The 21,491-nt window shown below is 47.2% G+C and carries 17 protein-coding genes, 1 tRNA gene and 1 riboswitch; of the genes, 14 read left to right on the top strand and 4 right to left on the bottom strand.

Translation table 11 applies throughout. The features are described from left to right. The first annotated feature begins 2 nt into the window (after positions 1-2). On the top strand, positions 3-1,334 hold the full coding sequence (argH, locus tag GWR21_RS12220) for an argininosuccinate lyase (protein ID WP_162332029.1): 1,332 nt from the start codon (positions 3-5) through the stop codon (positions 1,332-1,334). A 66-nt stretch (positions 1,335-1,400) separates the two neighbouring features. Here the strand turns inward: argH and GWR21_RS12215 are convergent, their stop codons facing one another. Further along, complete coding sequence (locus GWR21_RS12215; protein ID WP_162332028.1) at positions 1,401-3,776, bottom strand: TonB-dependent receptor; 2,376 nt, start codon at positions 3,774-3,776, stop codon at positions 1,401-1,403. A gap of 62 nt (positions 3,777-3,838) precedes the next feature. Then, positions 3,839-3,931, bottom strand: a riboswitch (TPP riboswitch). Positions 3,932-4,128: 197 nt separating this feature from the next. On the opposite strand from GWR21_RS12215, the gene GWR21_RS12210 reads away from it, so the two are divergent. From GWR21_RS12210 to GWR21_RS12190, 5 genes are all read left to right on the top strand, one after another. Then, the gene (locus tag GWR21_RS12210) at positions 4,129-4,521 is read left to right on the top strand and encodes a single-stranded DNA-binding protein (RefSeq protein ID WP_162332027.1); all 393 of its coding nucleotides are present in this window, start codon (positions 4,129-4,131) and stop codon (positions 4,519-4,521) included. 1,039 nt (positions 4,522-5,560) lie between these two features. Next, a tRNA-Met gene (locus GWR21_RS12205) sits at positions 5,561-5,632 on the top strand. Between the two features lie 67 nt (positions 5,633-5,699). Then, a complete protein-coding gene (gene era, locus GWR21_RS12200) occupies positions 5,700-6,569 on the top strand; it encodes a GTPase Era (protein WP_162332026.1) in 870 nt (289 codons plus the stop codon). A gap of 12 nt (positions 6,570-6,581) precedes the next feature. Beyond that, complete coding sequence (gene der / locus GWR21_RS12195; protein WP_162332025.1) at positions 6,582-7,907, top strand: ribosome biogenesis GTPase Der; 1,326 nt, start codon at positions 6,582-6,584, stop codon at positions 7,905-7,907. A 78-nt stretch (positions 7,908-7,985) separates the two neighbouring features. Then, the gene (locus GWR21_RS12190) at positions 7,986-8,204 is read left to right on the top strand and encodes a hypothetical protein (RefSeq protein WP_162332024.1); all 219 of its coding nucleotides are present in this window, start codon (positions 7,986-7,988) and stop codon (positions 8,202-8,204) included. Between the two features lie 262 nt (positions 8,205-8,466). Here the strand turns inward: GWR21_RS12190 and GWR21_RS12185 are convergent, their stop codons facing one another. Continuing rightward, positions 8,467-10,068 carry a S41 family peptidase gene (locus tag GWR21_RS12185; RefSeq protein WP_238430322.1) on the bottom strand — a complete coding sequence of 534 codons (1,602 nt, stop codon included), beginning with the start codon at positions 10,066-10,068 and terminating at the stop codon, positions 8,467-8,469. 105 nt (positions 10,069-10,173) lie between these two features. Between GWR21_RS12185 and GWR21_RS12180 the strand changes: the two genes are divergently transcribed. The 8 genes from GWR21_RS12180 to GWR21_RS12145 all read left to right on the top strand — a co-directional run bounded on the left by GWR21_RS12180 (position 10,174) and on the right by GWR21_RS12145 (position 19,891). Further along, the gene (locus GWR21_RS12180) at positions 10,174-11,016 is read left to right on the top strand and encodes an N-acetylglucosamine kinase (RefSeq protein WP_162332022.1); all 843 of its coding nucleotides are present in this window, start codon (positions 10,174-10,176) and stop codon (positions 11,014-11,016) included. A gap of 15 nt (positions 11,017-11,031) precedes the next feature. Beyond that, positions 11,032-11,844 (top strand): N-acetylmuramic acid 6-phosphate etherase, encoded by an 813-nt coding sequence (gene murQ / locus GWR21_RS12175; protein WP_162332021.1) that lies wholly within the window; start codon positions 11,032-11,034, stop codon positions 11,842-11,844. 88 nt (positions 11,845-11,932) lie between these two features. Continuing rightward, the gene (locus GWR21_RS12170; protein WP_162332020.1) at positions 11,933-12,496 is read left to right on the top strand and encodes a hypothetical protein; all 564 of its coding nucleotides are present in this window, start codon (positions 11,933-11,935) and stop codon (positions 12,494-12,496) included. Between the two features lie 253 nt (positions 12,497-12,749). Further along, a complete protein-coding gene (locus tag GWR21_RS12165; RefSeq protein WP_162332019.1) occupies positions 12,750-13,439 on the top strand; it encodes a succinate dehydrogenase cytochrome b subunit in 690 nt (229 codons plus the stop codon). A 19-nt stretch (positions 13,440-13,458) separates the two neighbouring features. Then, complete coding sequence (locus GWR21_RS12160) at positions 13,459-15,432, top strand: fumarate reductase/succinate dehydrogenase flavoprotein subunit (RefSeq protein WP_162332018.1); 1,974 nt, start codon at positions 13,459-13,461, stop codon at positions 15,430-15,432. 28 nt (positions 15,433-15,460) lie between these two features. Further along, positions 15,461-16,225, top strand: coding sequence for a succinate dehydrogenase/fumarate reductase iron-sulfur subunit (locus tag GWR21_RS12155; RefSeq protein ID WP_162332017.1), 765 nt, complete (start codon positions 15,461-15,463; stop codon positions 16,223-16,225). A 111-nt stretch (positions 16,226-16,336) separates the two neighbouring features. Beyond that, on the top strand, positions 16,337-17,719 hold the full coding sequence (locus GWR21_RS12150) for a Gfo/Idh/MocA family protein (protein ID WP_162332016.1): 1,383 nt from the start codon (positions 16,337-16,339) through the stop codon (positions 17,717-17,719). Positions 17,720-17,758: 39 nt separating this feature from the next. Next, complete coding sequence (locus GWR21_RS12145; protein ID WP_162332015.1) at positions 17,759-19,891, top strand: S9 family peptidase; 2,133 nt, start codon at positions 17,759-17,761, stop codon at positions 19,889-19,891. A 77-nt stretch (positions 19,892-19,968) separates the two neighbouring features. Here GWR21_RS12145 and murI read toward each other — a convergent pair whose 3' ends face one another. After that, positions 19,969-20,787 (bottom strand): glutamate racemase, encoded by an 819-nt coding sequence (gene murI / locus GWR21_RS12140; RefSeq protein ID WP_162332014.1) that lies wholly within the window; start codon positions 20,785-20,787, stop codon positions 19,969-19,971. After that, positions 20,784-21,449, bottom strand: coding sequence for a carbonic anhydrase (locus tag GWR21_RS12135; protein WP_162332013.1), 666 nt, complete (start codon positions 21,447-21,449; stop codon positions 20,784-20,786). Before GWR21_RS12135 ends, murI begins: the two co-directional genes overlap by 4 nt. Between the last annotated feature and the right edge of the window lie 42 nt (positions 21,450-21,491).

Below are 21,491 nucleotides of genomic sequence, written 5' to 3'. Positions count from 1 at the left end.
ATATGAAAATATGGCAAAAAGATAAAACTGCACTGGCAGAAGTGGACAAATTCACAGTGGGAAAAGACCGTGAAATGGACGCTTATCTCGCGCCATTTGACGTGCTGGGCTCACTTGCACACACCACTATGCTGGAAAGCATTGGCTTGCTGACAGCAGAAGAGCTGACTGTGCTGCAGAAGGAATTAAAACAGATCTACAAAGAGATACAGGAAGGTAACTTCATACTGGAAGAGGGTGTGGAAGACATTCACTCACAGGTGGAATTACTGCTGACCCGCAGACTCGGAGAAGTTGGTAAGAAGATTCACAGCGGACGTTCCCGTAATGACCAGGTTTTAGTTGATCTTAAACTGTTCCTGCGTCATGAACTGGAAGTGCTGGTAAGCGAGGTGAAAACCTTATTCGACCTGCTGCAGCAGAAAAGTATCCAGTATAAAGATCACCTGATCCCCGGTTATACACACCTGCAGATCGCAATGCCATCTTCCTTTGGATTATGGTTCGGCGCTTATGCGGAGAGTCTGGTCGATGACCTGACTGTTTTACAGGGTGCCTACAAGGTCGTAAATAAAAACCCGCTGGGCTCCGCGGCCGGCTATGGTTCTTCTTTCCCGCTGAACCGTACCATGACCACACAGCTGCTTGGTTTTGATGACCTGAACTATAACGTCGTATATGCACAGATGGGACGTGGTAAGACTGAAAAGATCGTATCATTCGCCCTCGCGGGTATTGCTTCCACACTGGCAAAAATGTCTATGGACGCCTGCCTGTTCATGAACCAGAACTTCGGCTTTATCAGTTTCCCTGATGAACTGACGACGGGTTCCAGTATTATGCCACACAAAAAGAACCCGGATGTATGGGAACTGATCCGCTCTCATGGTAATAAACTGCAGGCGCTGCCCAATGAGATCGCGATGATGATCACCAACCTGCCAAGCGGTTACCACCGTGATCTGCAGTTGCTGAAAGAAAATCTTTTCCCTGCATTTGGTGTACTGAAAGACTGTCTGAAGATGGCTGGACTGATGCTGGAAAATATCCGCATCAGGGAAAACATCCTCGATGATGAGAAATACCGTTACCTGTTCAGTGTGGAAGTAGTTAACCAGCTGGTACTGGAAGGTGTTCCTTTCCGCGAAGCCTATAAGCAGGTCGGACTCGATATCGAAAAGGGCAACTTCGCACCGGCACAAACCGTTAACCATACACATGAAGGTAGTATCGGTAATCCGGGTAATGCAGCAGTAGACCGGATGATGGAAGAAGTGATCAAAGGATTTCCTTTTGAGAAAGTAGCCACAGCGGTTAACAAACTGTTGAGCTGATCATAAAAGCTTGTATAAACACAAAGGGCCTGTCTGCTGACAGGCCCTTTGTGTTTTAAGGCTAATTTAGAAGGCTATATTGATGCCGGCAAAGAAATTGGTGCCAGCCATCGGATAATATGCGTTAGACGATTTTTCACGCCCTTCTTCTTTGTATGCGTAGGTCCATCCGTTAGGAGCGTACTTAGCATTCCAGATATTGTTTAGCATGAACTGCACACCCAGCTCTTTAAACAGCCGCTGCGGGATGACATAATTCAAACGCAGGTCATTGGTATAATACCCGTCCAGGCTGCGTTCTTTCACCTGGGAGTTATCCATGTACTGCCTGCTTACATATTTACCGATCAGACTTACTTCCAGATTTTTCACCGGTCTTGCAGATAACGTATAACCACCTACGAAAGACGGCGAGAACGCAATGTTCGTGCTATTGTATACTACGGTGTCCTGTACGCCGGTATCGTAGTTGTCAACGAAGTTGTTGAAGTTTTTCACCTTATTACGGCTGAGGGCTGCATTCGCTGAAAGTGTGAACAGGCGGCCCAGACGCGTGCTGCCCTGTAACTCGATGCCTGTACGGTAGCTGTCCGGGATATTGGTACGGGTATAGGCACCTACATCATTCAGCTGACCTGTCTGTACCAGCTGATTTTTATAGTTCATGTAATAGGCGTTTGCCTGTAAGACAACATTCCCGGTACGGTAGGTATAACCTGCTTCCACATCATGCAGTGTTTCATGTTTTGGCGTGTTCTTCAGACCAGCTTCGAAGTCATCTCTGTTCGGTTCTTTGTTACCCACTGCAAACGATGCATATACTTCCTGGCGCTCATTCAGTGTGTAGGAAATACCGGCTTTCGGATTGAAGAAATTGTAGGAGTTATGTTGTATCAGTGACGGATTGCCATCAAATCCGTTAATGTTATATTGTACGGTGCGGTATTGCAGATCAGCGAACAGACGTAGTGCGGATGTGATCTTATATTCACCTTTTCCATAAAAGTTCAGATCGCGCTTGAATGCATCGTTCGTATAATATCTGTAGTCTTTGGGAATAGCATATTGTGCCCAGATCACATTACCATAGTGATCTCCTTCATAGCGGTTCCAGCCGCCACCCAGGCTCCAGTGCAGTTTTTCACCTTTATAGTTTACAGAGAACACACCCCCGAAGAAGTGATTATCCAGCCAGCGTTGCCTTACCAGGTCCGTATGCGTAACAGGTGCGCCGTTAACTACCGGCTCAGGGAGGCCATAATCAGCAAATGCTTCCTGTTCACGGTATTGCTCATAATAACCTCTTCCGCGTGTATAGTGTGCGGCAACGTTGAAATCAAGTTTGCTGTTCAGGGACTGGTTCAGGAATAGCTGATAGTGGTCCTGCTGATAGTTGTCAGTTTCATTATCGTAGTACGTACCATCAGCACGTTGTCCGGCGGAATTATACCTGCGGTGTACAGGCATAGAATCCTGTGGTACACCGTTCCATGCCTGGTAGGTTTTTTCCTTACCGGAGAAGACGTTCAGGCGGATAGCTGTATTCTTGGAAATATAGGCAGCAGAAGTATAGAATGATTTCAGATCAGAAGCAGCACGTTCCATGTAGCCATCAGAAGAGATCTTTGACAGTCTTGCATCGATGGTGAAGTGATTGTTGATCAGCCCGGAACCCGCTTTCACCGTATGTTTCCAGGAATTGAAAGAGCCGAAGCTGGTGCTCACTTCACCATATGCCTTGTCTCTGAATTCATTCGTGCTGAGGTTCAGGGAAGCACCAAAAGCGCCGGCGCCGTTGGTAGAAGTACCTACACCACGTTGCAGCTGTATGCTGCTTACAGAGGAAGCAAAGTCGGGCATGTTGACAAAGAAAGTACCCTGTGATTCTGCATCATTAATAGGAATACCGTTGGTAGTTACATTAATACGGGTGATGTCAGACCCTCTGACACGGATACCAGTATAACCGATACCTGTACCGGCATCAGAATTGGTCACCACACCAGGCAGCTGATTCAGTAACAGCGGCAGGTCCTGACCGAGATTCTGTTTTTTGATCTCTTCCGCGGTCAGCGTAGACTGCGCAAACGGCGCATGTTCACCAGCACGCAGACTGGTGATCTCTACAGGTTTTACAAATAGGCCCGTTTCTTCGAGCGAAAAATCATTACGGATAGTATTGCCATTTGCATCGATCGCTGTAGTAAATGGTTTGAATCCGAGGTAGCTCACCTGTAAGGTATAGCGGCCTTTGGACGGGATGTTGAAGCGGTACTGTCCACTGGCGTTTGTCTGCATACCGGCATTGATGGCAGGGATACTTACAGAAACGCCTTCGAGTGGTTTGCCGCTGGATTTGTCGGTAACGACTCCGGTCAGCACAGTTTGCGCATGCACAGTACTTAAGCTGCAGAGCAGCAAAAGGAATAATAATTGTCTCATGGACTATGACGGTTTAATAGCTTACAATCTGTAGCTTTCAACTTAACAAATGGGTAAGGAAGAGATTGTTCGCTTACCTTTCCTAAACAGCATTACCTGGTCAGGTTCAACGGGTCTGATCTCAGCCTGATAGTAAGGCACCCCGAGGTGAAACCGGGAGTTTTTTGTTTAAAGCGCCGGATTGCGCACTCCTGTTTCCAGGGACAAAGTTATAGTGGTCGCTGTTAAAAAGTGAAAATATTTTTCACAATGACAGAAATATTATAATTTCCGGTTATCAGCATACATATTCTCTCTCTGATTGCTCAACTCCCTGAACACTTTTTATTGTTAACCGAAAATTCGATCAGTCATGATTAAACTACAATTAATCGGGCATCTGGGACATGATGCCGTACAGCGGAATGTGAACGGCAATACTGTTCTTGGTTTTCGCATGGCGCATACAGAGCGTTACCGTACGAAGGAAGGCGTCTTACAGGAAAGGACTACCTGGGTCGATTGTTCCTGCTGGAACAAGGAAAAGCTGGGACGTTTTCTTACAACAGGTACCCAGGTATATGTGGAAGGAACGCCTTCGGCAGATACATATGTGAATGCGCAGGGAGACAACATTTCTATCATGCGGTTGCGGGTGAGTAGCCTGCAGCTGCTGGCCAGCCGCCGTGGCGATGGCAAACGGGAGCAGGAGGTAGAAGAGATGGTGATGGAGAATGAGGATCCTGCGGACGACCTGCCGTTTTAGAAACGAGGTAACTCATCATACAGAGAGAGGTTGTATCGGCTGGTACAGCCTCTTTTTGTCTGGTTGATGACCAGGGCGGATACCTGTTATTATGCGATCTTTCTTCGCAAAAATCATTATTGAATATTTTACGATTAACAAATAAAATGTGTTGCGATCACGGCTGTCGGGTATAGCGGGAACCGGCGCATGCTGCTATGGGGGTGGCCTTTAACTGTGATCAACGACATAATATTAGCAAGGATACTAACGCGATTCGGAACAACGTACACCAACTGTCGATATCGCGTCACGAAGGGATGTTTTCCCGTCATAAGCCGGATAAAAAATTGTATGCTATAGTAGTCTGTCTGGGTGGGGGGAATTGTTTAGCAGCAGCATGAATCATAGAAACTGATGTTATTTTAATATTGTAAATTATAATTATATTATCAACTAATAGAAATAGGCGTTTGATTAGCAGTGTTTTATGTTTTTTCTATGGATAATAGTTACTATAAGAAGGGACGGACAAGCGACCTGCTAGCGACGAACTAGCGACGGCGAAGCGGCGGGCAGGTGTCAAAATTGTATCAGTCTTGCATTATGAGGGTGATCAGGCGTGTGTTCAAAAGACGTTCAGTTTACCTTTGTTTTAGTATTCATCAGGTAAGCTTTCTCCTCCGTTTCTCCTCCGTTTTAAAACGGAGGAGAAACGGAGGAGAAAGCTTACCTGATAGATACTGAAACGAACCTCAAGTATACCTCCAGGCTTCCTGCATACCAGCAATCCTGGGTAAATATCACTGGCAAACGCATCAGCAGCAGGTCGAAAAACGACCTTAGCGGGCTTGACCGGACGTTTTCCACCATAACCAGCTGATAGCTGCTTGCAGCAGCAATATTTTAAAATATTCTTCCTTAAGCTATGAAAGCCTTTGTAGTAAAGGATCTGGTTGGATATTCGAAATACGTTTTCTACCCTTTTTAACTGAATATGCTCTTTTTTTTGAAAATAGATTTGGCAGGAATGAATTTAATCCTATCTTTGCAACCTCATTGCGAGGTAGAGCAGAGGTAGCTCGTCGGGCTCATAACCCGAAGGTCAGGGGTTCGAATCCTCTCCTCGCTACTAGCAAAAAAAAGCCGAAGTTGATTCGGCTTTTTTTATTTCAGGAAGTTCAAGAAATTAGTAGTGCATGCATAAAGCTGGGTTTGTAAATATCTTCGGAAAAGCCAATGCAGGGAAAAGTACCCTGATGAATGCTCTTGTGGGCGAAAAACTGGCCATTGTATCGCCGAAGGTACAGACAACCAGGCACCGCATCACGGGCGTGGTCACAACACCGGAATACCAGATCGTATTCTCTGATACCCCCGGTATTATTGATCCCCGTTACCGCCTGCACGAAAAGATGATGGGCGCTGTTAAGTCCGCACTGGAAGATGCTGATGTGGCCATGCTGATCATGGACGCAAAAGATAATCTCGAAGAAAACCTCTCCCTGTTCGCATCACTAAGGCTGAAAGCACGCAGTGTACTGGTGATCAACAAATCAGACCTGCTGTTAAAAGAAGAGCTGGACGTGATCGTACAGAAATGTGAGGAGTGGGGGAAAGCGGAAAAGGTGGTTGTAATATCAGCCATGCAGGGAAAAGGCATTCCGGCTTTGCTGGCCACTGTCGTATCCATGCTGCCAGAGAGCGAACCCTTCTATCCGGAAGATACTTTAACCGATAAGTCTACACGCTTCTTCGTAGGCGAGATCATCCGGGAAAAAATATTCCACCTCTTTGATGAGGAGATCCCTTATCATACAGCAGTGGCTGTATCTCAGTTCCAGGAAAAGAACACGCTGACAAAGATCTCAGCTGAGATTATCGTAACGCGTGAAACGCAGAAAGCGATTATTCTGGGCGACAAAGGAGCTTCCATTAAAAAGATCGGTACACTGGCCCGCCAGGATATCGAGAAGTTTATTGGTCAGAAAGTGTTTCTTGAACTATTTGTGAAGGTACGCGGTAAGTGGCGGGACAATGATAATTATTTAAAGGAATACGGGTATTAATTTTATTAATTTATGGCAGGATTTACAGTAGCAATCGTCGGTCGTCCAAATGTAGGGAAATCAACCCTCTTCAACCGTTTGCTGGAACAGCGTAAAGCCATTGTGGATGACGTGAGCGGCGTTACGCGTGACAGACAATACGGTGTGGCCGACTGGAACGGGAAATCGTTCAACGTGATTGATACGGGTGGTTTTGTATCCAGAAGTGAAGATGTTTTTGAGCGTGAGATACGCAAACAGGTAAAAATAGCAATGGAGGAAGCAAACCTCCTGCTGTTCATGTGTGATGTAGCTACAGGTATTACTGATCTGGATTCCGAAATGGCAAATCTGCTGCGTCGCTCTTCCAAACCAGTGATCGTCGTGATCAACAAGGTAGATAACAGTAGCCGTCAGCTGGAAGCAACGGAATTCTATAGCCTCGGCTTCGACAACCTGTTTTTTATCTCTTCCATTAGTGGTAGTGGTACCGGCGAACTGCTGGACGAAATTACCAGTAAGATCCCGGAAGACGATGAAACAAAGGAACTGAATGAACAGGCAGCAGAACTGCCTAAGATCGCGATCATCGGTCAGCCGAACGTAGGTAAATCCTCCCTGCTGAACGCCCTGATCGGTGAAGAAAGGAACATTGTATCTGATATTCCGGGTACTACCCGCGATACCATCCATACGCACTACAAAATGTTCCAGAAAGACTTCGTACTGATCGATACTGCGGGCTTACGCCGTAAGAATAAAGTTCAGGAAGATCTGGAATTCTATTCTGTGATCCGCGCCATCAAAGCGATGGACGAGGCAGATGTATGTTTGCTGCTGCTGGATGCCACAAAAGGTATCACTGCACAGGATCTCAGTATTTTCAGCCTGGCCGGCCGTAAAGGTAAAGGCCTGGTGGTACTGGTCAACAAATGGGACCTGATCGAAGATAAAAGCACTAACTCGGCCAGGGACTACGAAAAAGACCTGAAAAGCCGTCTGGCGCCATTCAACAACGTACCGGTGATCTTTACCTCTGTAGTAGAGAAACAGCGTATCTTCAAAGCTATTGAAGAAGCACTGCGTGTATACGATAACCGTAAGCGTAAAGTGCAGACTTCCAAACTGAATGAGGTGATGCTGAAGGCGATCGAGTCTTTCCATCCGCCAGTTGTGAGAGGTATCCCTATCAGGATCAAGTATGTAACACAGCTGCCGACCTATACACCGGCTTTTGCGTTCTTCTGTAACCTGCCGGATGATGTAAAAACGCCGTATCGTAACTACCTTGAAAATCAGCTTCGTAGCAATTTTGATTTTGAAGGCGTTCCATTAAAATTATTCTTTAGAAAGAAATAAAGGTAAATTTTTAGTAAGGCTATTGTTCCATAACTAAAAATAACTATACCTTTGCGCATCTTTTAAAACAAACTAAGCATGAAAAAATTATTCTTCTTCGCAGCTGCTGCTGGCATGTTCTTCGTAGCTTGTAACAGTGGTGCATCTACTACTTCTGCTGATTCTACTGCAACTCCAGCTGTTGATACAACTGCTACTGTTGCTCCAGTAGATACTACAGCTACTGTAGATACTACCGCTACTCCAGCTGCAGATACAACTGCTACTGCTGCTCCAGCTGCAGAAGCAAAACACTAATCCTGTTTTGTAGAAGTAATTCTGGCCGTCTCGTATAAACGAGACGGCTTTTTTTTTAATCAGGAATCAGGGAATTAGGCGTTAGGAATTGAAATGCAGCGGAGAGAATGGCAGATGTCCTTTATGATCTAATAACTTATATAAAAGGAAATGGCGCTTCAATTGTGAAGCGCCATTTCCTTTTTATTATGACTCCCTTACATTAGCAGGGAAGCAATTGCAGTATAAATTCCTGATTTCCCATTCCTGATTCTTCATTTGTCTAGTCTTTATTCAGCACTTCCACCGCTTTCTTCATCATCTCATCATCCTTATTCAGTGCTTCATAAAAACCCGGATATCCCCATTTCTGTCTGGCCAGCAGGGCTTTCAGACGGGTTTTGATCTCTTTTTCATCGTGCGCATTGATCGACGCTACTCCAGGGATACTATCCTTGACAGCAAATGCCTTGAAGGCATTATACACCTCATTGGATACCGTGTATTGATTGGTGAAGAGGGTGGCGTTTTTATACTGATCGAACTCGTTCTTATGACTGTTATAGTATTGATAAGTGAAGTTGCTGAAAGTACTGCGTGAGTACATAGCTGTCAATACATTCGTAAAACGGCTGGTGTCAAACGGCATGAAGATATCCGGTGTGATACCTCCGCCACCATATACCACACGACCGGCAGCTGTCTTGTACTTCAGGGTGTCCAGCTGGTGAATGCTGTCCTGGTTGACAAATTCACCATGGTTAAAGCGGTTCATGATATCATCGTCGTAAGCCTGACGGCCGTCTGCATATGATTTCTGAATGCTTCTGCCTGAATTCAGATAGTAGCGGGCTACTGTCAGGCGTAATGCTCCGCCGTTGCTGAGGTCAAATTGTTCCTGTACCAGGCCTTTACCGAATGTACGGCGACCGATCAGGGTACCACGGTCCCATTCCTGTACAGCGCCAGCCAGTATCTCACTCGCACTGGCAGAACCTTCGTCTGTCAGGATGGTGAGGCCGCCCTTTTCAAACAGCCCTGGTTTTTCACAGCGGTAGTCCGCACGTGGATAACCCTTTCCTTTTGTATAAACGATCAGTTTATTGTCGTCCAGCAGTTCATCGGCGATACGGGTAGCCGCATCGAGGTAACCACCGGGGTTCTGACGCAGGTCGATCACCAGTTTACTCATCCCTGATTTACTCAGTTTGCGAACGGCATCCATAAACTCCTGGTAGGTGGTGCCTGCGAACTTGCTGATCTTCACGTATCCGATTTCCGGAGTGACCATATAGGAAGCGTCAACACTGTACAGTGGGATGTCACCACGTACGATCTGTATGGGCGTTACTTTCTGCTGACGTAACATGCTGACGATCACTTTAGAGTTTTTTGGACCACGCAGCAGCTTACGGATCTTTTCGCCTGTAATATTATTACCTGCCACCAGCGAGTCGTTCACCTTAATGATCTTGTCTCCGGATTGTACGCCGGCTGTCTCGGACGGACCGCCTGGTACGACAGATACAACATTCACGGTATCAGATATAATATTAAATTCCACACCGATACCGGAGAAATGACCTTCCAGGTCTTCGTTGACACTCTGCAGATTGGAAGGGGGGATGTAGATAGAATGCGGGTCGAGGTGACTGAGCAGTCCTTCTATAGCTTCTTCCTGCAGTTGGGCTACCTGTAAGGTATCTACGTACTTAATTTTCAACAGGTCCATGACCTCCTGTAATGGCGCCCTGCTAGGTCTGGTGAATAGTAACGTTTGCGCTCCCGTGTTGGCTCCCGGCATTTTATGCCCCAGATACATTCCCAAAGCCAGTGTTATCGCAAATAAGAGAGGTAAAAAAACATTCAGTTTCCTGTTCGACATAATCATGTATTGAAAACAGCCCCAAGGTAAACTTGTATCTTGTCGCTATTTATTTAACTTGTGGCAAAAATAGTATATTAAAGCTCAACCTTCAACGGATGTGTCATGAAAGTACAGCTTATTGCAGATAGTGGGTCTACCAAGGCGGAATGGAGCCTGCTGGGGACCCAAGAGACAAGGCGCTATACAACTACCGGTATTAGTCCATATTTCCTGAATGCAACACAGATACAGGAGCTGATCCAGAAAGAGTTACTGCCACAATTGCCTCCTGATGTACAGATAGGTGAGGTCCATTATTACGGGACAGGCTGCCTCCAGCGAAAAAGCGTGGAAATCGTCGAAACGGCCCTGAAGTCAGTATGGCCGGTGGCAGATGCGGACGTGAACCATGACCTGATGGGGGCTGCAAGAGCGCTGTGCGGTAAAGAGCCGGGCATCGCCAGCATCCTGGGCACGGGGTCCAATTCCTGTTTTTTTGACGGGACGGCGGTAAAGAAGAACAATCCGGGGCTGGGTTATGTACTGGGGGATGAGGGGAGTGGCGCTTTCCTGGGCAGAAAACTACTGCAGCTGTACCTGTACAATTCGTTTGATGAGGAACTGAAGGCCCGCTTTGATGCCCAGTACAATACCAACCACGAGGAAATACTGGAAAATGTATACCGCAAGCCGCTGCCTAACCGTTACCTGGCAGGTTTTGCGAAGTTCCTGGGAGAGAACAGGGGGCATTACCTTATTGAGAATATCCTGGAAGACAGTCTGAATGAATTTTTCTTTAACCATATTTATAAGTACAGCGAAAGCTGGACGCACCCGCTGCACTTCACGGGAAGCATCGCCTGGTATTTCCAGGACATCCTGAAGGAACTGTGTGAACTGTATGAACTGCAGATGGGCCGGATATTGCGCAGTCCCATGGATGGCCTGATCGCATATCATCAATAATCAAATACGCAAAAAATGTCTTTTCAGAGAGTAACAGAGCAGACGTCGAGCTACCGTCACCTGGAGAAAATGAGTGTGCAGGAGATCCTCAGCAGCATCAATCAGGAAGATAATACTGTGCCACAGGCAGTGGCCAAGGCGCAACCACATATAGAAAAGCTGGTAACAGCCATTGCTGATAAGATGCTGGCCGGTGGCCGGCTGTTTTACCTGGGTGCAGGTACCAGCGGACGTTTAGGCATTGTGGATGCTTCCGAGTGTCCGCCCACCTTCGGTGTGCCACATGGACTGGTAGTCGGACTGATAGCAGGGGGGGACACGGCGATCCGCAAGGCAGTAGAGTTTGCAGAAGACGATCGTGAGCAGGGCTGGAAAGACCTGCAGGCACATAATATATCTGATAAGGACGTGGTAGTGGGCATCGCTGCCAGCGGTACAACTCCCTATGTGATCGGCGCCCTCAACAAGTGCCGGGAGCATGGTATCATTACCGGCAGTATCTGTTGTAACCCCGAAGCCCCTGTGTCCGCCGCCGCTGATTTCCCGGTGGAAGTCGTGGTAGGACCAGAGTTCATTACCGGTAGTACCCGTATGAAAAGTGGTACGGCGCAGAAGCTGGTACTGAACATGATCTCGACGGCTGTGATGATCCAGTTGGGAAGGGTGGAAGATAATAAGATGGTAAATATGCAGCTGAGCAATGACAAGCTGGTAGACAGAGGTGTGAAGATGCTGATGGAAAAGCTGTCCCTGACGGACTATGAGCAGGCAAAAGCGCTGTTACTGAAGGCAGGCAGCGTCCGCAAGGCGATTGAGAACTATGTATAGTTACGAAATTTTCCAGAAATGCAGCGTTTCTATTTTTTGAATTTTAGGCCGAAATTTGTAGAAACGAATATTTCAGCGTTAGTGAGACATGCATGATATAGAACCTTTTTATAACTGGCGGCACCTGTATACAGCAGAAGAGGATGAATTATCTCCCTTTTATGGCAGGGAATACAGTGAGTTTACTTATAGTAATACCGTATATAATTATTATGTACATCCGCAGTGGGACGAGTTTGGTTCCCGTACACTGTATATCAAGGTGTTATTTGTGGATTACCAGTATAGCTATGCCATTATTGAGCTGCTGGGAGAATGGAATGATGCGATCGAGAATGACATCATGACCCTCAAACGTGATGTAATTGACGTTATGATCGCAGCCAGGATCAGCAAATTCATATTGATCACAGAGAATGTGATGAACTTCCATTCATCGGATGACTGCTATTATGAAGAATGGTGGGATGATATCCGGGATGAAGGAGGATGGATCGTATCTATCAATATGCCTGAGCAGACAAAACAGGAGTTCCTGCACGCACACCTGGACAACTATGTTCACTTGCTGGAGATCGAGAAGTGGCGTACCTATCAGCCACAGCATCTGTACTCCCTCGTTGATAATGTTATGATGCGTCGTCTTGAATAGTATCCCCGAACAAAGGGCAGTCATCTTTGTTTAATTTCCATGTATGAGAAACCTGGCTGCTGCTAACCGGGAGGTAAGCAGCGTAAAGATTGTCAGTCGCAGCCTGAACAGTGTTGTCATAGCCACAGGCTGCTCCTCATTGGAAACCAAAAACTGAGAAATATCATTTGGTTTTAATTTTTCCTGCGCTAAATTTGCGCGATATATTCGAATTATTATCATATCATCTTTAAGGAAGCTTAGAATTTAACTTATGAAGTGGTCACAGTTTTTTAATACCTCTATCGGTAAAAAATTATTAGTGGGTGCTACCGGCCTGTTCCTGTGTAGTTTTGTAATTGTGCACCTGGCTGGTAATCTTGCGTTACTCAAAGCCGATGAGGGCGAGGCTTTTAACACTTATGCCGCATTCATGAGTCACAACGGCCTGATCCAGTTTATCGCCTGGGGATTGAAGATCGTTATTCTTATCCACGCTATTCTTGCTTTTCAACTCACATTCCGTAACAGAGCAGCACGTCCTGTGAAGTATGCTGTTAATCCGGGTAACCAGACATCTTCCTGGTTCAGCCGTCAGATGGCGATCATGGGTAGTATCCTGTTCGTGTTCCTGTGTATTCACCTGAAAGATTTCTGGTGGATGATGCACTACGGTGAAATGAATGAGAAAACCTATGAAGGCATGCTCCATCCGGTAAGAGACCTGTATGACGCCACCCGTGTTGCCTTTAAAGAGCCGCTGGTAGTTGCGATATACGTGATCGGTATGATCGGTCTGTCTTTCCACCTGATCCACGGTTTCAAGAGTGCTTTCCAGACGTTCGGTCTGAATCACGTAAAGTACAATGGCCTGATCAACTTCGTGGGTGTTTGGTTATTCGGGGTGCTGATTCCGGTTGGTTTCGCTATCATCCCTCTCGCTATTTATTTCAAATTAGTTTAGTAAAGTAAAGTAAGGATATATGTTGAACTCAAAAATTCCTGCCGGTCCATTAGACAAGAAATGGGAAGACTATAAGGGGCATTGTAAGCTGGTAAACCCGGCGAACAAGCGCAGCATGGAAGTGATCATAGTGGGTACCGGTCTGGCGGGGGCATCTGCCGCTGCAACTTTGGGAGAGTTAGGCTATAAAGTGAAAGCTTTCTGTTTTCAGGATAGTCCACGCCGTGCGCACAGTATTGCTGCGCAGGGTGGTATCAACGCTGCAAAGAACTACCAGAACGACGGTGACTCTGTGTTCCGTCTGTTTTATGATACTGTAAAAGGTGGCGACTACCGTGCCCGCGAAGCGAATGTGCATCGTTTGGCAGAGGTGAGTGGCAACATTATTGACCAGTGCGTGGCACAAGGTGTTCCTTTCGCCCGCGAATATGGTGGATTACTGAGTAACCGTTCATTCGGTGGTACTCAGGTTCAGCGTACCTTTTACGCTGCCGGTCAAACCGGTCAGCAGCTGCTATTAGGTGCCTACTCCGCACTGGAGCGCCAGGTAGCTTTAGGTAACGTGACGATGTACAACCGTCACGAAATGCTTGACGTGGTGACCATTGATGGTAAAGCGCGTGGTATCATTGCCCGTGACCTGATCACTGGTAAGCTGGAGCGTCACTTCGGTCACGCAGTACTGCTTTGTACTGGTGGTTACGGTAACGTGTTCTATCTGTCTACAAACGCAATGGGTTCTAACGTAACAGCTGCCTGGAAAGCTACCCGTAAAGGTGCTTACTTCGGTAACCCTTGTTACACCCAGATCCACCCGACCTGTATCCCTGTTTCCGGAGATCATCAGTCTAAACTGACCCTGATGTCCGAGTCACTGCGTAACGATGGTCGTATATGGGTACCTAAAAAACAGAACGACAACCGTAAACCTGCCGATATTCCTGAAGAGGAAAGAGACTACTACCTGGAAAGAAGATATCCTGCTTTCGGTAACCTGGTACCACGTGACGTGGCTTCCCGCGCTGCCAAAGAAAGATGTGATGCTGGTTACGGTGTAGGTAGCTCCAAACAGGCGGTATACCTTGACTACGCTGCTGCGATCGAACGTTATGGTAAGATTGAAGCGAACAAACGCCAGATGCACAACGCTTCAGCTGACCAGATCACTAAACTGGGTAAAGAAGTAGTAGCGGAGAAATATGGTAACCTGTTCGATATGTACGCTAAGATCACCGGTGAAAACCCATATGAGGTACCAATGCGTATCTATCCTGCGGTACACTACACTATGGGCGGTCTGTGGGTCGACTACGAACTGATGACCTCTATCACCGGTCTCTATGCACTGGGTGAAGCTAACTTCTCTGATCACGGTGCAAACCGTCTGGGTGCTTCCGCACTGATGCAGGGGCTGGCTGATGGTTACTTCGTAATTCCTTACACCCTGGGTAACTACCTGGCTGACGATATCAGAACAAAAGCCATTTCACTGGATCACCCTGCTTTCGTTGAAGCAGAGAAGAACGTACAGGATACCATCAATAAACTGATGAGCATCAAGGGTACCAAATCCGTAGACCACTTCCATAAGAAACTGGGTAAGATCATGTGGGATAAATGCGGTATGGCGCGTAATGAACAAGGTCTGAAAGAAGCGATCGTGGAAATTCAGCAGTTACGTGAAGAGTTCTGGAAAGATGTACGTGTTCCTGGTGATGCGAACGAATTCAACCCTGAGCTGGAAAAAGCAGGCCGTGTGGCCGACTTCCTGGAACTTGGAGAACTGATGTGTGTAGATGCACTGAACCGTCGCGAATCCTGTGGAGGCCACTTCCGTGAGGAATCTCAGACAGAAGATGGTGAAGCAAAACGTGATGATGAGAACTTCTCATATGTAGCAGCATGGGAATATAAAGGCCCTAGCCAGTTTGAGCTGCATAAAGAGCCACTTGAGTTCGTAGAATGTAAACCAACTCAGCGTAGCTATAAATAATATTCACAACAGTAATAGTCCAATAGATATGGAACATTATAACATGAATCTCACACTTAAAGTGTGGAGACAAAAAAATAAAGACGCACAGGGACATTTCGAAACTTACCCGGTACCTGGTATTTCTTCTGAAATGTCATTCCTTGAAATGTTCGACGTGCTGAATGAGCGTCTGATCAATGAGGGTAAAGAGCCGATCGCATTTGATCATGACTGTCGTGAAGGTATCTGTGGTGCATGTTCTATGCACATCAATGGCCGTGCACACGGTCCTTGGTCCGGTACCACTACCTGTCAGCTGCATATGCGTGCTTTCAAAGACGGTGATACCGTTACTGTTGAACCATGGAGAGCCGGATCTTTCCCTGTAGTAAAAGACCTGACTGTTGACAGAGGTGCTTTTGACCGTATCATCGCAGCAGGTGGTTATGTTTCTGTAAATACGGGTAACGCACAGGATGCCAACAACATCCTGGTACCAAAAGATAAAGCAGACCAGGCATTCGCAGCAGCAGCCTGTATCGGTTGTGGCGCCTGTGTGGCAGCTTGTAAGAACTCTTCTGCTATGCTGTTCGTTTCAGCGAAGGTATCCCAGCTGGCATTGCTGCCACAGGGTCATCCTGAACAGAAATCAAGAGCACTGAACATGATCGCTCAGATGGACGCGGAAGGTTTCGGTAGCTGTACGAACACCGGTGCCTGTGAGGCAGAATGTCCGAAAGAAATTTCTTTGACAAACATCGCACGTCTGAACCGCGAGTATATCGCCGCTGGCTTCACCTACGAAAAATAGTAGTTGTCAAGATTGTATTGGTGAATACCATGTCCCCCTCGCTAAAACGAGGGGGATTTTTTTTGTATATTGTTTGTGTTAATAAACCCTTCTGCACTCAAATTTTACGTTATGACAGACAACTCCAGGAGAAAATTCCTCCGTAACCTGGGAGGTACAGCTGCCCTGCTGGGCGCAGGTCCATTATCCACACTCGCGAAGGAGCACGTACAGCTGCTGAAACCGGACATCCGCATCTCTGCCAACGACAGCATCCGCATTGGTTGTATCGGGATGGGCATTATGGGATTTGGCGATGTTGATACCGCTCTTAAAGTACCGGGCGTTGAATTCGTAGCCGCCGCCGACCTCTATCAGGGACATCTTGATAAGGTGAAGGAGAAATATGGTAAAAATATTTTCACTACCCGCGATTATCGTGAACTGCTCAACAGAAAAGATATTGACGCTGTCATCGTTGCCACACCCGATCACTGGCATGATACCATCTCTATCGCTGCTATGGAGAAAGGAAAGGCGGTATACTGTGAAAAGCCGATGGTGCAGCAGATCGAAGAAGGCCATAAAGTAATTGCCACTCAGCAGCGCACAAAGGCTGTTTTTCAGGTGGGTAGCCAGCGGGTGAGCAGTATTGCCCTCGCAGAGGCAAAACGCCGCTATGAGGCTGGAGAAATAGGTCAGCTGAACGTGGTAGAGGCCCGTATGGACCGTCATGACGCGTTGGGTGCCTGGCAGTATTCCATCCCCCCGGATGCCACTCCCGCCAATATTGATTTCGATACCTTCCTGAAAGATACCGCCAAAGTGCCTTTTGACCCTACGCGGTTCTTCCGCTGGCGTAATTATAAGGCATACGGCACTGGTATTCCCGGCGACCTGTTTGTACACCTCATTTCCGGATTACACTTCATTACCGGTTCGCTCGGCCCGGAACGCATCTATGCCAGCGGTAACCTGGTACAGTGGAAGGATGGCCGCGACGTGCCCGACGTAGTGGTGGCGATCTTCGATTACCCGGAAACAAAGACCCATCCGGCTTTCCAGATGACGTTACGTGTGAACTTCGCCGATGGTAGCGGGGGAGGGGAATATACCCGCTTCATTGGCACAGAAGGCGTACTGGAACTGGGCTGGGATGACTTTAAGATCAAAAAGCATAAACTGGCGGCTGCGCCTGGTTATGGTGGATGGGATACCTGGAATACCTTCACCAAGGCGACACAGGATACCTTCGTACAGCAATACAATGCTAAATACCCGGCGGACCAGCGTAAACCGGCCCAGCGCTCAGAAGATGCCTATGCGGCTCCACGGGGCTATGACTCCCGCCAGGACCATTTTATAAACTTTTTTGAGTCTATGCGTACAGGCAAGCCGGTGGTGGAAGATGCCACCTTCGGATTACGTGCCGCAGGGCCGGCACTGGTGACCAATGAAAGCTATTTCAGTAAGAAAGTGCTGCATTGGGATGCTCAAAAAATGAAAATTGTGTAACAGTATTAGTATTACATTCGTAGCCTCAATTTATCACCTATGAGGAAAGCCGCTGCATTTATCATGATGTTGTCAGGCATGGGCCTGTTTGCCTGTAAGGAAAATAAGAAAAATATGTCAGCCGAAATTAATACACTAAAGCCGCCGGTAGCGGAACAGAGAGATACCGCAATGACCATTCACGGAGATACCAGGATTGATAAATATTACTGGATGAACGACCGGAATGACCCCAAGGTCATCGCTTATCTCACAGCAGAGAATGAATACCTGGACACCATCATGGCCCCCCATAAAGAGCTGAGAAAGAAGCTGTACGAGGAGATGAGAGGGCGTATTATGGAGACGGATGCCAGTGTGCCTTATCTGAAAAATGGCTACTACTATTACAGTCGCTTTGAGACTGGAAAGGAATACCCGATATACTGCCGTAAGAAAGGTAGCCTGGAAGCTGCCGAAGAGATCATCCTGAATGTCAATGACCTGGCTAAAGGTCATCAGTACTATCAGGTAGGTGGTATGTCAGTAAGTCCGGATGCACAGTGGCTGGCATACGGTGTGGATACGGTAAGCCGCCGTCAGTACACGATCTATATTAAAAACCTGCAGACGGGTGAAGTCCTGGCAGATGCTATCCCGCAAACGTCTGCGAGCGTCGCCTGGGCAAATGATAACAAGACGTTCTTCTATACCACCAAGAACCCCGTTACGCTGCGGGAAGAGCGTGTATTACGCCATGTAACGGGCACAGATGTACAAACTGATAAGGAGATCTTCAATGAGAAGGACGAAACTTTCTACGTGGATGTAGACCGTTCCAAGTCTGGTAAGTTCATTATGATCCACAGCAGCAGCACCGTATCAACGGAATACCGCATTCTGGATGCTTCCAAACCGGATGGCGCGTTCCGTGTGTTTGAACCACGTAAGCGCGATCATCTGTACGAGGTCGATCATCAGGATGATAAATTCTACATTGTTACCAACTGGGATGCGGTGAATTTCCGCCTGATGGAGTCCGGACTGGAAAAGACGGCCCGTGACAACTGGAAAGAAGTGATCGCTCATCGTGAGGATGTGCTGTTACAGGGCATAGAGCTGTTCCGTCATCATATGGTGCTGAGTGAGCGTAAAAATGGTCTGACCCAGTTGCGTGTGCTCAACTCACAGACGAAGGAAGACTATTATCTGCAGTTCGATGAACCAGCTTACCTGGCAGCTATTTCTGTCAATCCGGAGTTTGATACAAAGACGCTGCGTTACGCTTATACTTCCATGCAAACACCGATGTCGACCTACGACTATGACATGGATACGAAGAAGAACGAACTGCGTAAACGCCAGGAAGTACTGGGTGGTTATGATCCCAAGAACTATGTAACGGAGCGTTTATACGTGACAGCCAGAGACGGAGTCAAAGTGCCTGTATCACTGGTATACAAAAAAGGATTTGAAAAGAATGGTAAAAAGCCGCTGCTGCTGTATGGTTATGGCTCTTACGGTAACAGTATAGAACCATCTTTTAACAGCAACCGTTTAAGTTTGCTGGACAGGGGTTTTGCCTATGCGATCGCACATATCAGAGGTGGAGAGGAAATGGGCAGACAATGGTATGAAGATGGTAAGCTGTTCAAGAAAATGAATACGTTCACGGACTTCATTGACTGTGCCGACTACCTGATAAAAGAACATTACACCGACAGTTCACATCTTTATGCGTTGGGCGGTAGCGCCGGCGGCTTGCTGATGGGTGCTGTTGTGAATATGCGTCCGGGACTATGGAATGGTGTGATCGCCGCGGTACCTTTTGTTGATGTGGTGACCACCATGCTGGATGAAAGCATTCCTCTGACCACAGGCGAGTTTGATGAGTGGGGTAATCCGAAGAAAAAGGAATACTACGATTACATGAAATCTTACTCTCCTTATGACAATGTAACCGCAAAGGCTTATCCGAATATGCTGGTCACAACAGGACTGCATGACTCACAGGTACAGTACTGGGAACCTGCGAAATGGGTGGCTAAACTGCGTGAGCTGAAGACGGACCATCATACCCTGTTAATGCATACCGATATGGAAGCAGGACATGGTGGTGCTTCCGGTCGTTTCAAATCACTGGAGGATGTGGCGTTGCAATATGCGTTCCTGTTAGGACTGGAAGGTAAATAAGATTAAATTGGTTTCCGATAATAAAAAGCCCATAGATCTCATGATCTATGGGCTTTTTACTTTTGTGTATGACCGGCTCAGGGAGCGATATATTCTGTCTTTACCGTTTCACCGAGGAAGATCTCTGTTTGCTTTTCAAAGATGCCCGGATCGTCAGTAGTGAAATATTTACGGCCGCCATTCTTACTCAGGCGTACCTCCATTTCAGGGTGCCGTTGCAGATAATCTTTCAGGCTATGCGCCACGATCTTTCCCTGAGAGAGTAAGGTAATACCACCTGGGAGGAACTGCCGGATCTTTTTCGTCAGAATAGGGTAGTGGGTGCAGGCCAGTACCAGGGTGTCAATATCGGGCGCGTCCGTGAGGATCTGGTCCAGGTATTTTTTCACGAAATAATCGGCCCCTTCACTATCAGCTTCACCATTTTCTATGATGGGCACCCACATCGGGCAGGCCAGCTGGTGCACTTTCACATGTGGGAAGAATTTATTGATCTCTATCGGGTAAGATCCGGAGGCTACTGTGCCTTTCGTGGCGAGAATACCGACTTCGCTGCTTTGTGTGAGGGTGCCCACCATTTCGGTAGTGGGTCTGATCACACCGAGCACACGCCTGTCTGGTGCGATACGGGGCAGGTCTTTCTGCTGGATCGTGCGGAGGGCCCTTGCAGAAGCCGTATTACAGGCCAGTATAACAAGCGGGCATCCCATGTCAAACAGGTGCTGTACACACTGAAGTGTGTAGGTATGGATCGTGTCAAAGCCACGGTTGCCGTAGGGAGCCCGGGCATTATCTCCAAAGTAGATATAATCGTATTGCGGTAGCGTGGCCACAATTTCTTTCAGTACGGTCAGGCCGCCGTAGCCTGAATCAAAAACACCGATAGGTCCCGTCATTGATCATCCTTTTTTTTCATGAGTCCATTACCAGTCAGATCGTAAATTTCCTGGATGTTATGTAAGATACCTTCAAAATCAATTTTCAGGTCGATCAGGTTACCCGTGTAAAGGTCGTACACCCATCCGTGTACGACAGGATAGCTTTTTTCAACATATGATTGCTGTACAGCCGCTGTTTTGATCACGTTGATACACTGTTCCTGTACGTTCAGTTCTACGAGCCTGTTGAAGCGTGCGGCATTGTCTTCAATGGCATCCAGTTCGGGACGGTGCAGGCGGTATACATCACGGATGTTACGCAGCCATGGATTGAGCAGTCCCAGGTCGGCAGATTGCATAGCGGCTTTTACCCCTCCGCAGTTATAATGACCGCATACAATAATGTGTTTTACACCGAGGTGGCGTACGGCGTAGTTGATCACCGACATGACATTGAGGTCTACGCTGTTAACGAGATTGGCAATGTTGCGGTGAACGAATACCTCTCCGGCGTCCAGTCCCATGATCTCGTTGGTCGGTACGCGGCTGTCGCTGCAACCTATGTAGAGATAATCGGGATTCTGCTCTTTTGCCAGCTTTTCAAAGAATGACTTGTCACCGGCAGTTTTGTTAGCTACCCAAAGCCGGTTATTGTCGAAAATTTCATCGTAACTGGTCATGACGTATACTGTTTAAAGTTAAGGTTAATCGGTCCGTGTATG

It is taken from the genome of Chitinophaga agri, from assembly GCF_010093065.1.
Lineage (GTDB): Bacteria > Bacteroidota > Bacteroidia > Chitinophagales > Chitinophagaceae > Chitinophaga > Chitinophaga agri.
This window is presented reverse-complemented; position numbering and strand designations above follow the sequence as displayed.

What these genes read in the sequence shown, in the direction of transcription:
- GWR21_RS12160 (WP_162332018.1), top strand. Translation starts at nt 13,459, where the DNA reads ATGTTGAACTCAAAAATTCCTGCCGGTCCATTAGACAAGAAATGGGAA.
- GWR21_RS12190 (WP_162332024.1), top strand. Translation starts at nt 7,986, where the DNA reads ATGAAAAAATTATTCTTCTTCGCAGCTGCTGCTGGCATGTTCTTCGTA.
- argH (WP_162332029.1), top strand. Translation starts at nt 3, where the DNA reads ATGAAAATATGGCAAAAAGATAAAACTGCACTGGCAGAAGTGGACAAA.
- GWR21_RS12165 (WP_162332019.1), top strand. Translation starts at nt 12,750, where the DNA reads ATGAAGTGGTCACAGTTTTTTAATACCTCTATCGGTAAAAAATTATTA.
- GWR21_RS12210 (WP_162332027.1), top strand. Translation starts at nt 4,129, where the DNA reads ATGATTAAACTACAATTAATCGGGCATCTGGGACATGATGCCGTACAG.
- GWR21_RS12215 (WP_162332028.1), bottom strand. Translation starts at nt 3,776, where the DNA reads ATGAGACAATTATTATTCCTTTTGCTGCTCTGCAGCTTAAGTACTGTG.
- GWR21_RS12155 (WP_162332017.1), top strand. Translation starts at nt 15,461, where the DNA reads ATGGAACATTATAACATGAATCTCACACTTAAAGTGTGGAGACAAAAA.
- era (WP_162332026.1), top strand. Translation starts at nt 5,700, where the DNA reads ATGCATAAAGCTGGGTTTGTAAATATCTTCGGAAAAGCCAATGCAGGG.
- GWR21_RS12185 (WP_238430322.1), bottom strand. Translation starts at nt 10,068, where the DNA reads ATGTCGAACAGGAAACTGAATGTTTTTTTACCTCTCTTATTTGCGATA.
- GWR21_RS12180 (WP_162332022.1), top strand. Translation starts at nt 10,174, where the DNA reads ATGAAAGTACAGCTTATTGCAGATAGTGGGTCTACCAAGGCGGAATGG.
- der (WP_162332025.1), top strand. Translation starts at nt 6,582, where the DNA reads ATGGCAGGATTTACAGTAGCAATCGTCGGTCGTCCAAATGTAGGGAAA.
- GWR21_RS12150 (WP_162332016.1), top strand. Translation starts at nt 16,337, where the DNA reads ATGACAGACAACTCCAGGAGAAAATTCCTCCGTAACCTGGGAGGTACA.
- GWR21_RS12135 (WP_162332013.1), bottom strand. Translation starts at nt 21,449, where the DNA reads ATGACCAGTTACGATGAAATTTTCGACAATAACCGGCTTTGGGTAGCT.
- murI (WP_162332014.1), bottom strand. Translation starts at nt 20,787, where the DNA reads ATGACGGGACCTATCGGTGTTTTTGATTCAGGCTACGGCGGCCTGACC.
- murQ (WP_162332021.1), top strand. Translation starts at nt 11,032, where the DNA reads ATGTCTTTTCAGAGAGTAACAGAGCAGACGTCGAGCTACCGTCACCTG.
- GWR21_RS12170 (WP_162332020.1), top strand. Translation starts at nt 11,933, where the DNA reads ATGCATGATATAGAACCTTTTTATAACTGGCGGCACCTGTATACAGCA.
- GWR21_RS12145 (WP_162332015.1), top strand. Translation starts at nt 17,759, where the DNA reads ATGAGGAAAGCCGCTGCATTTATCATGATGTTGTCAGGCATGGGCCTG.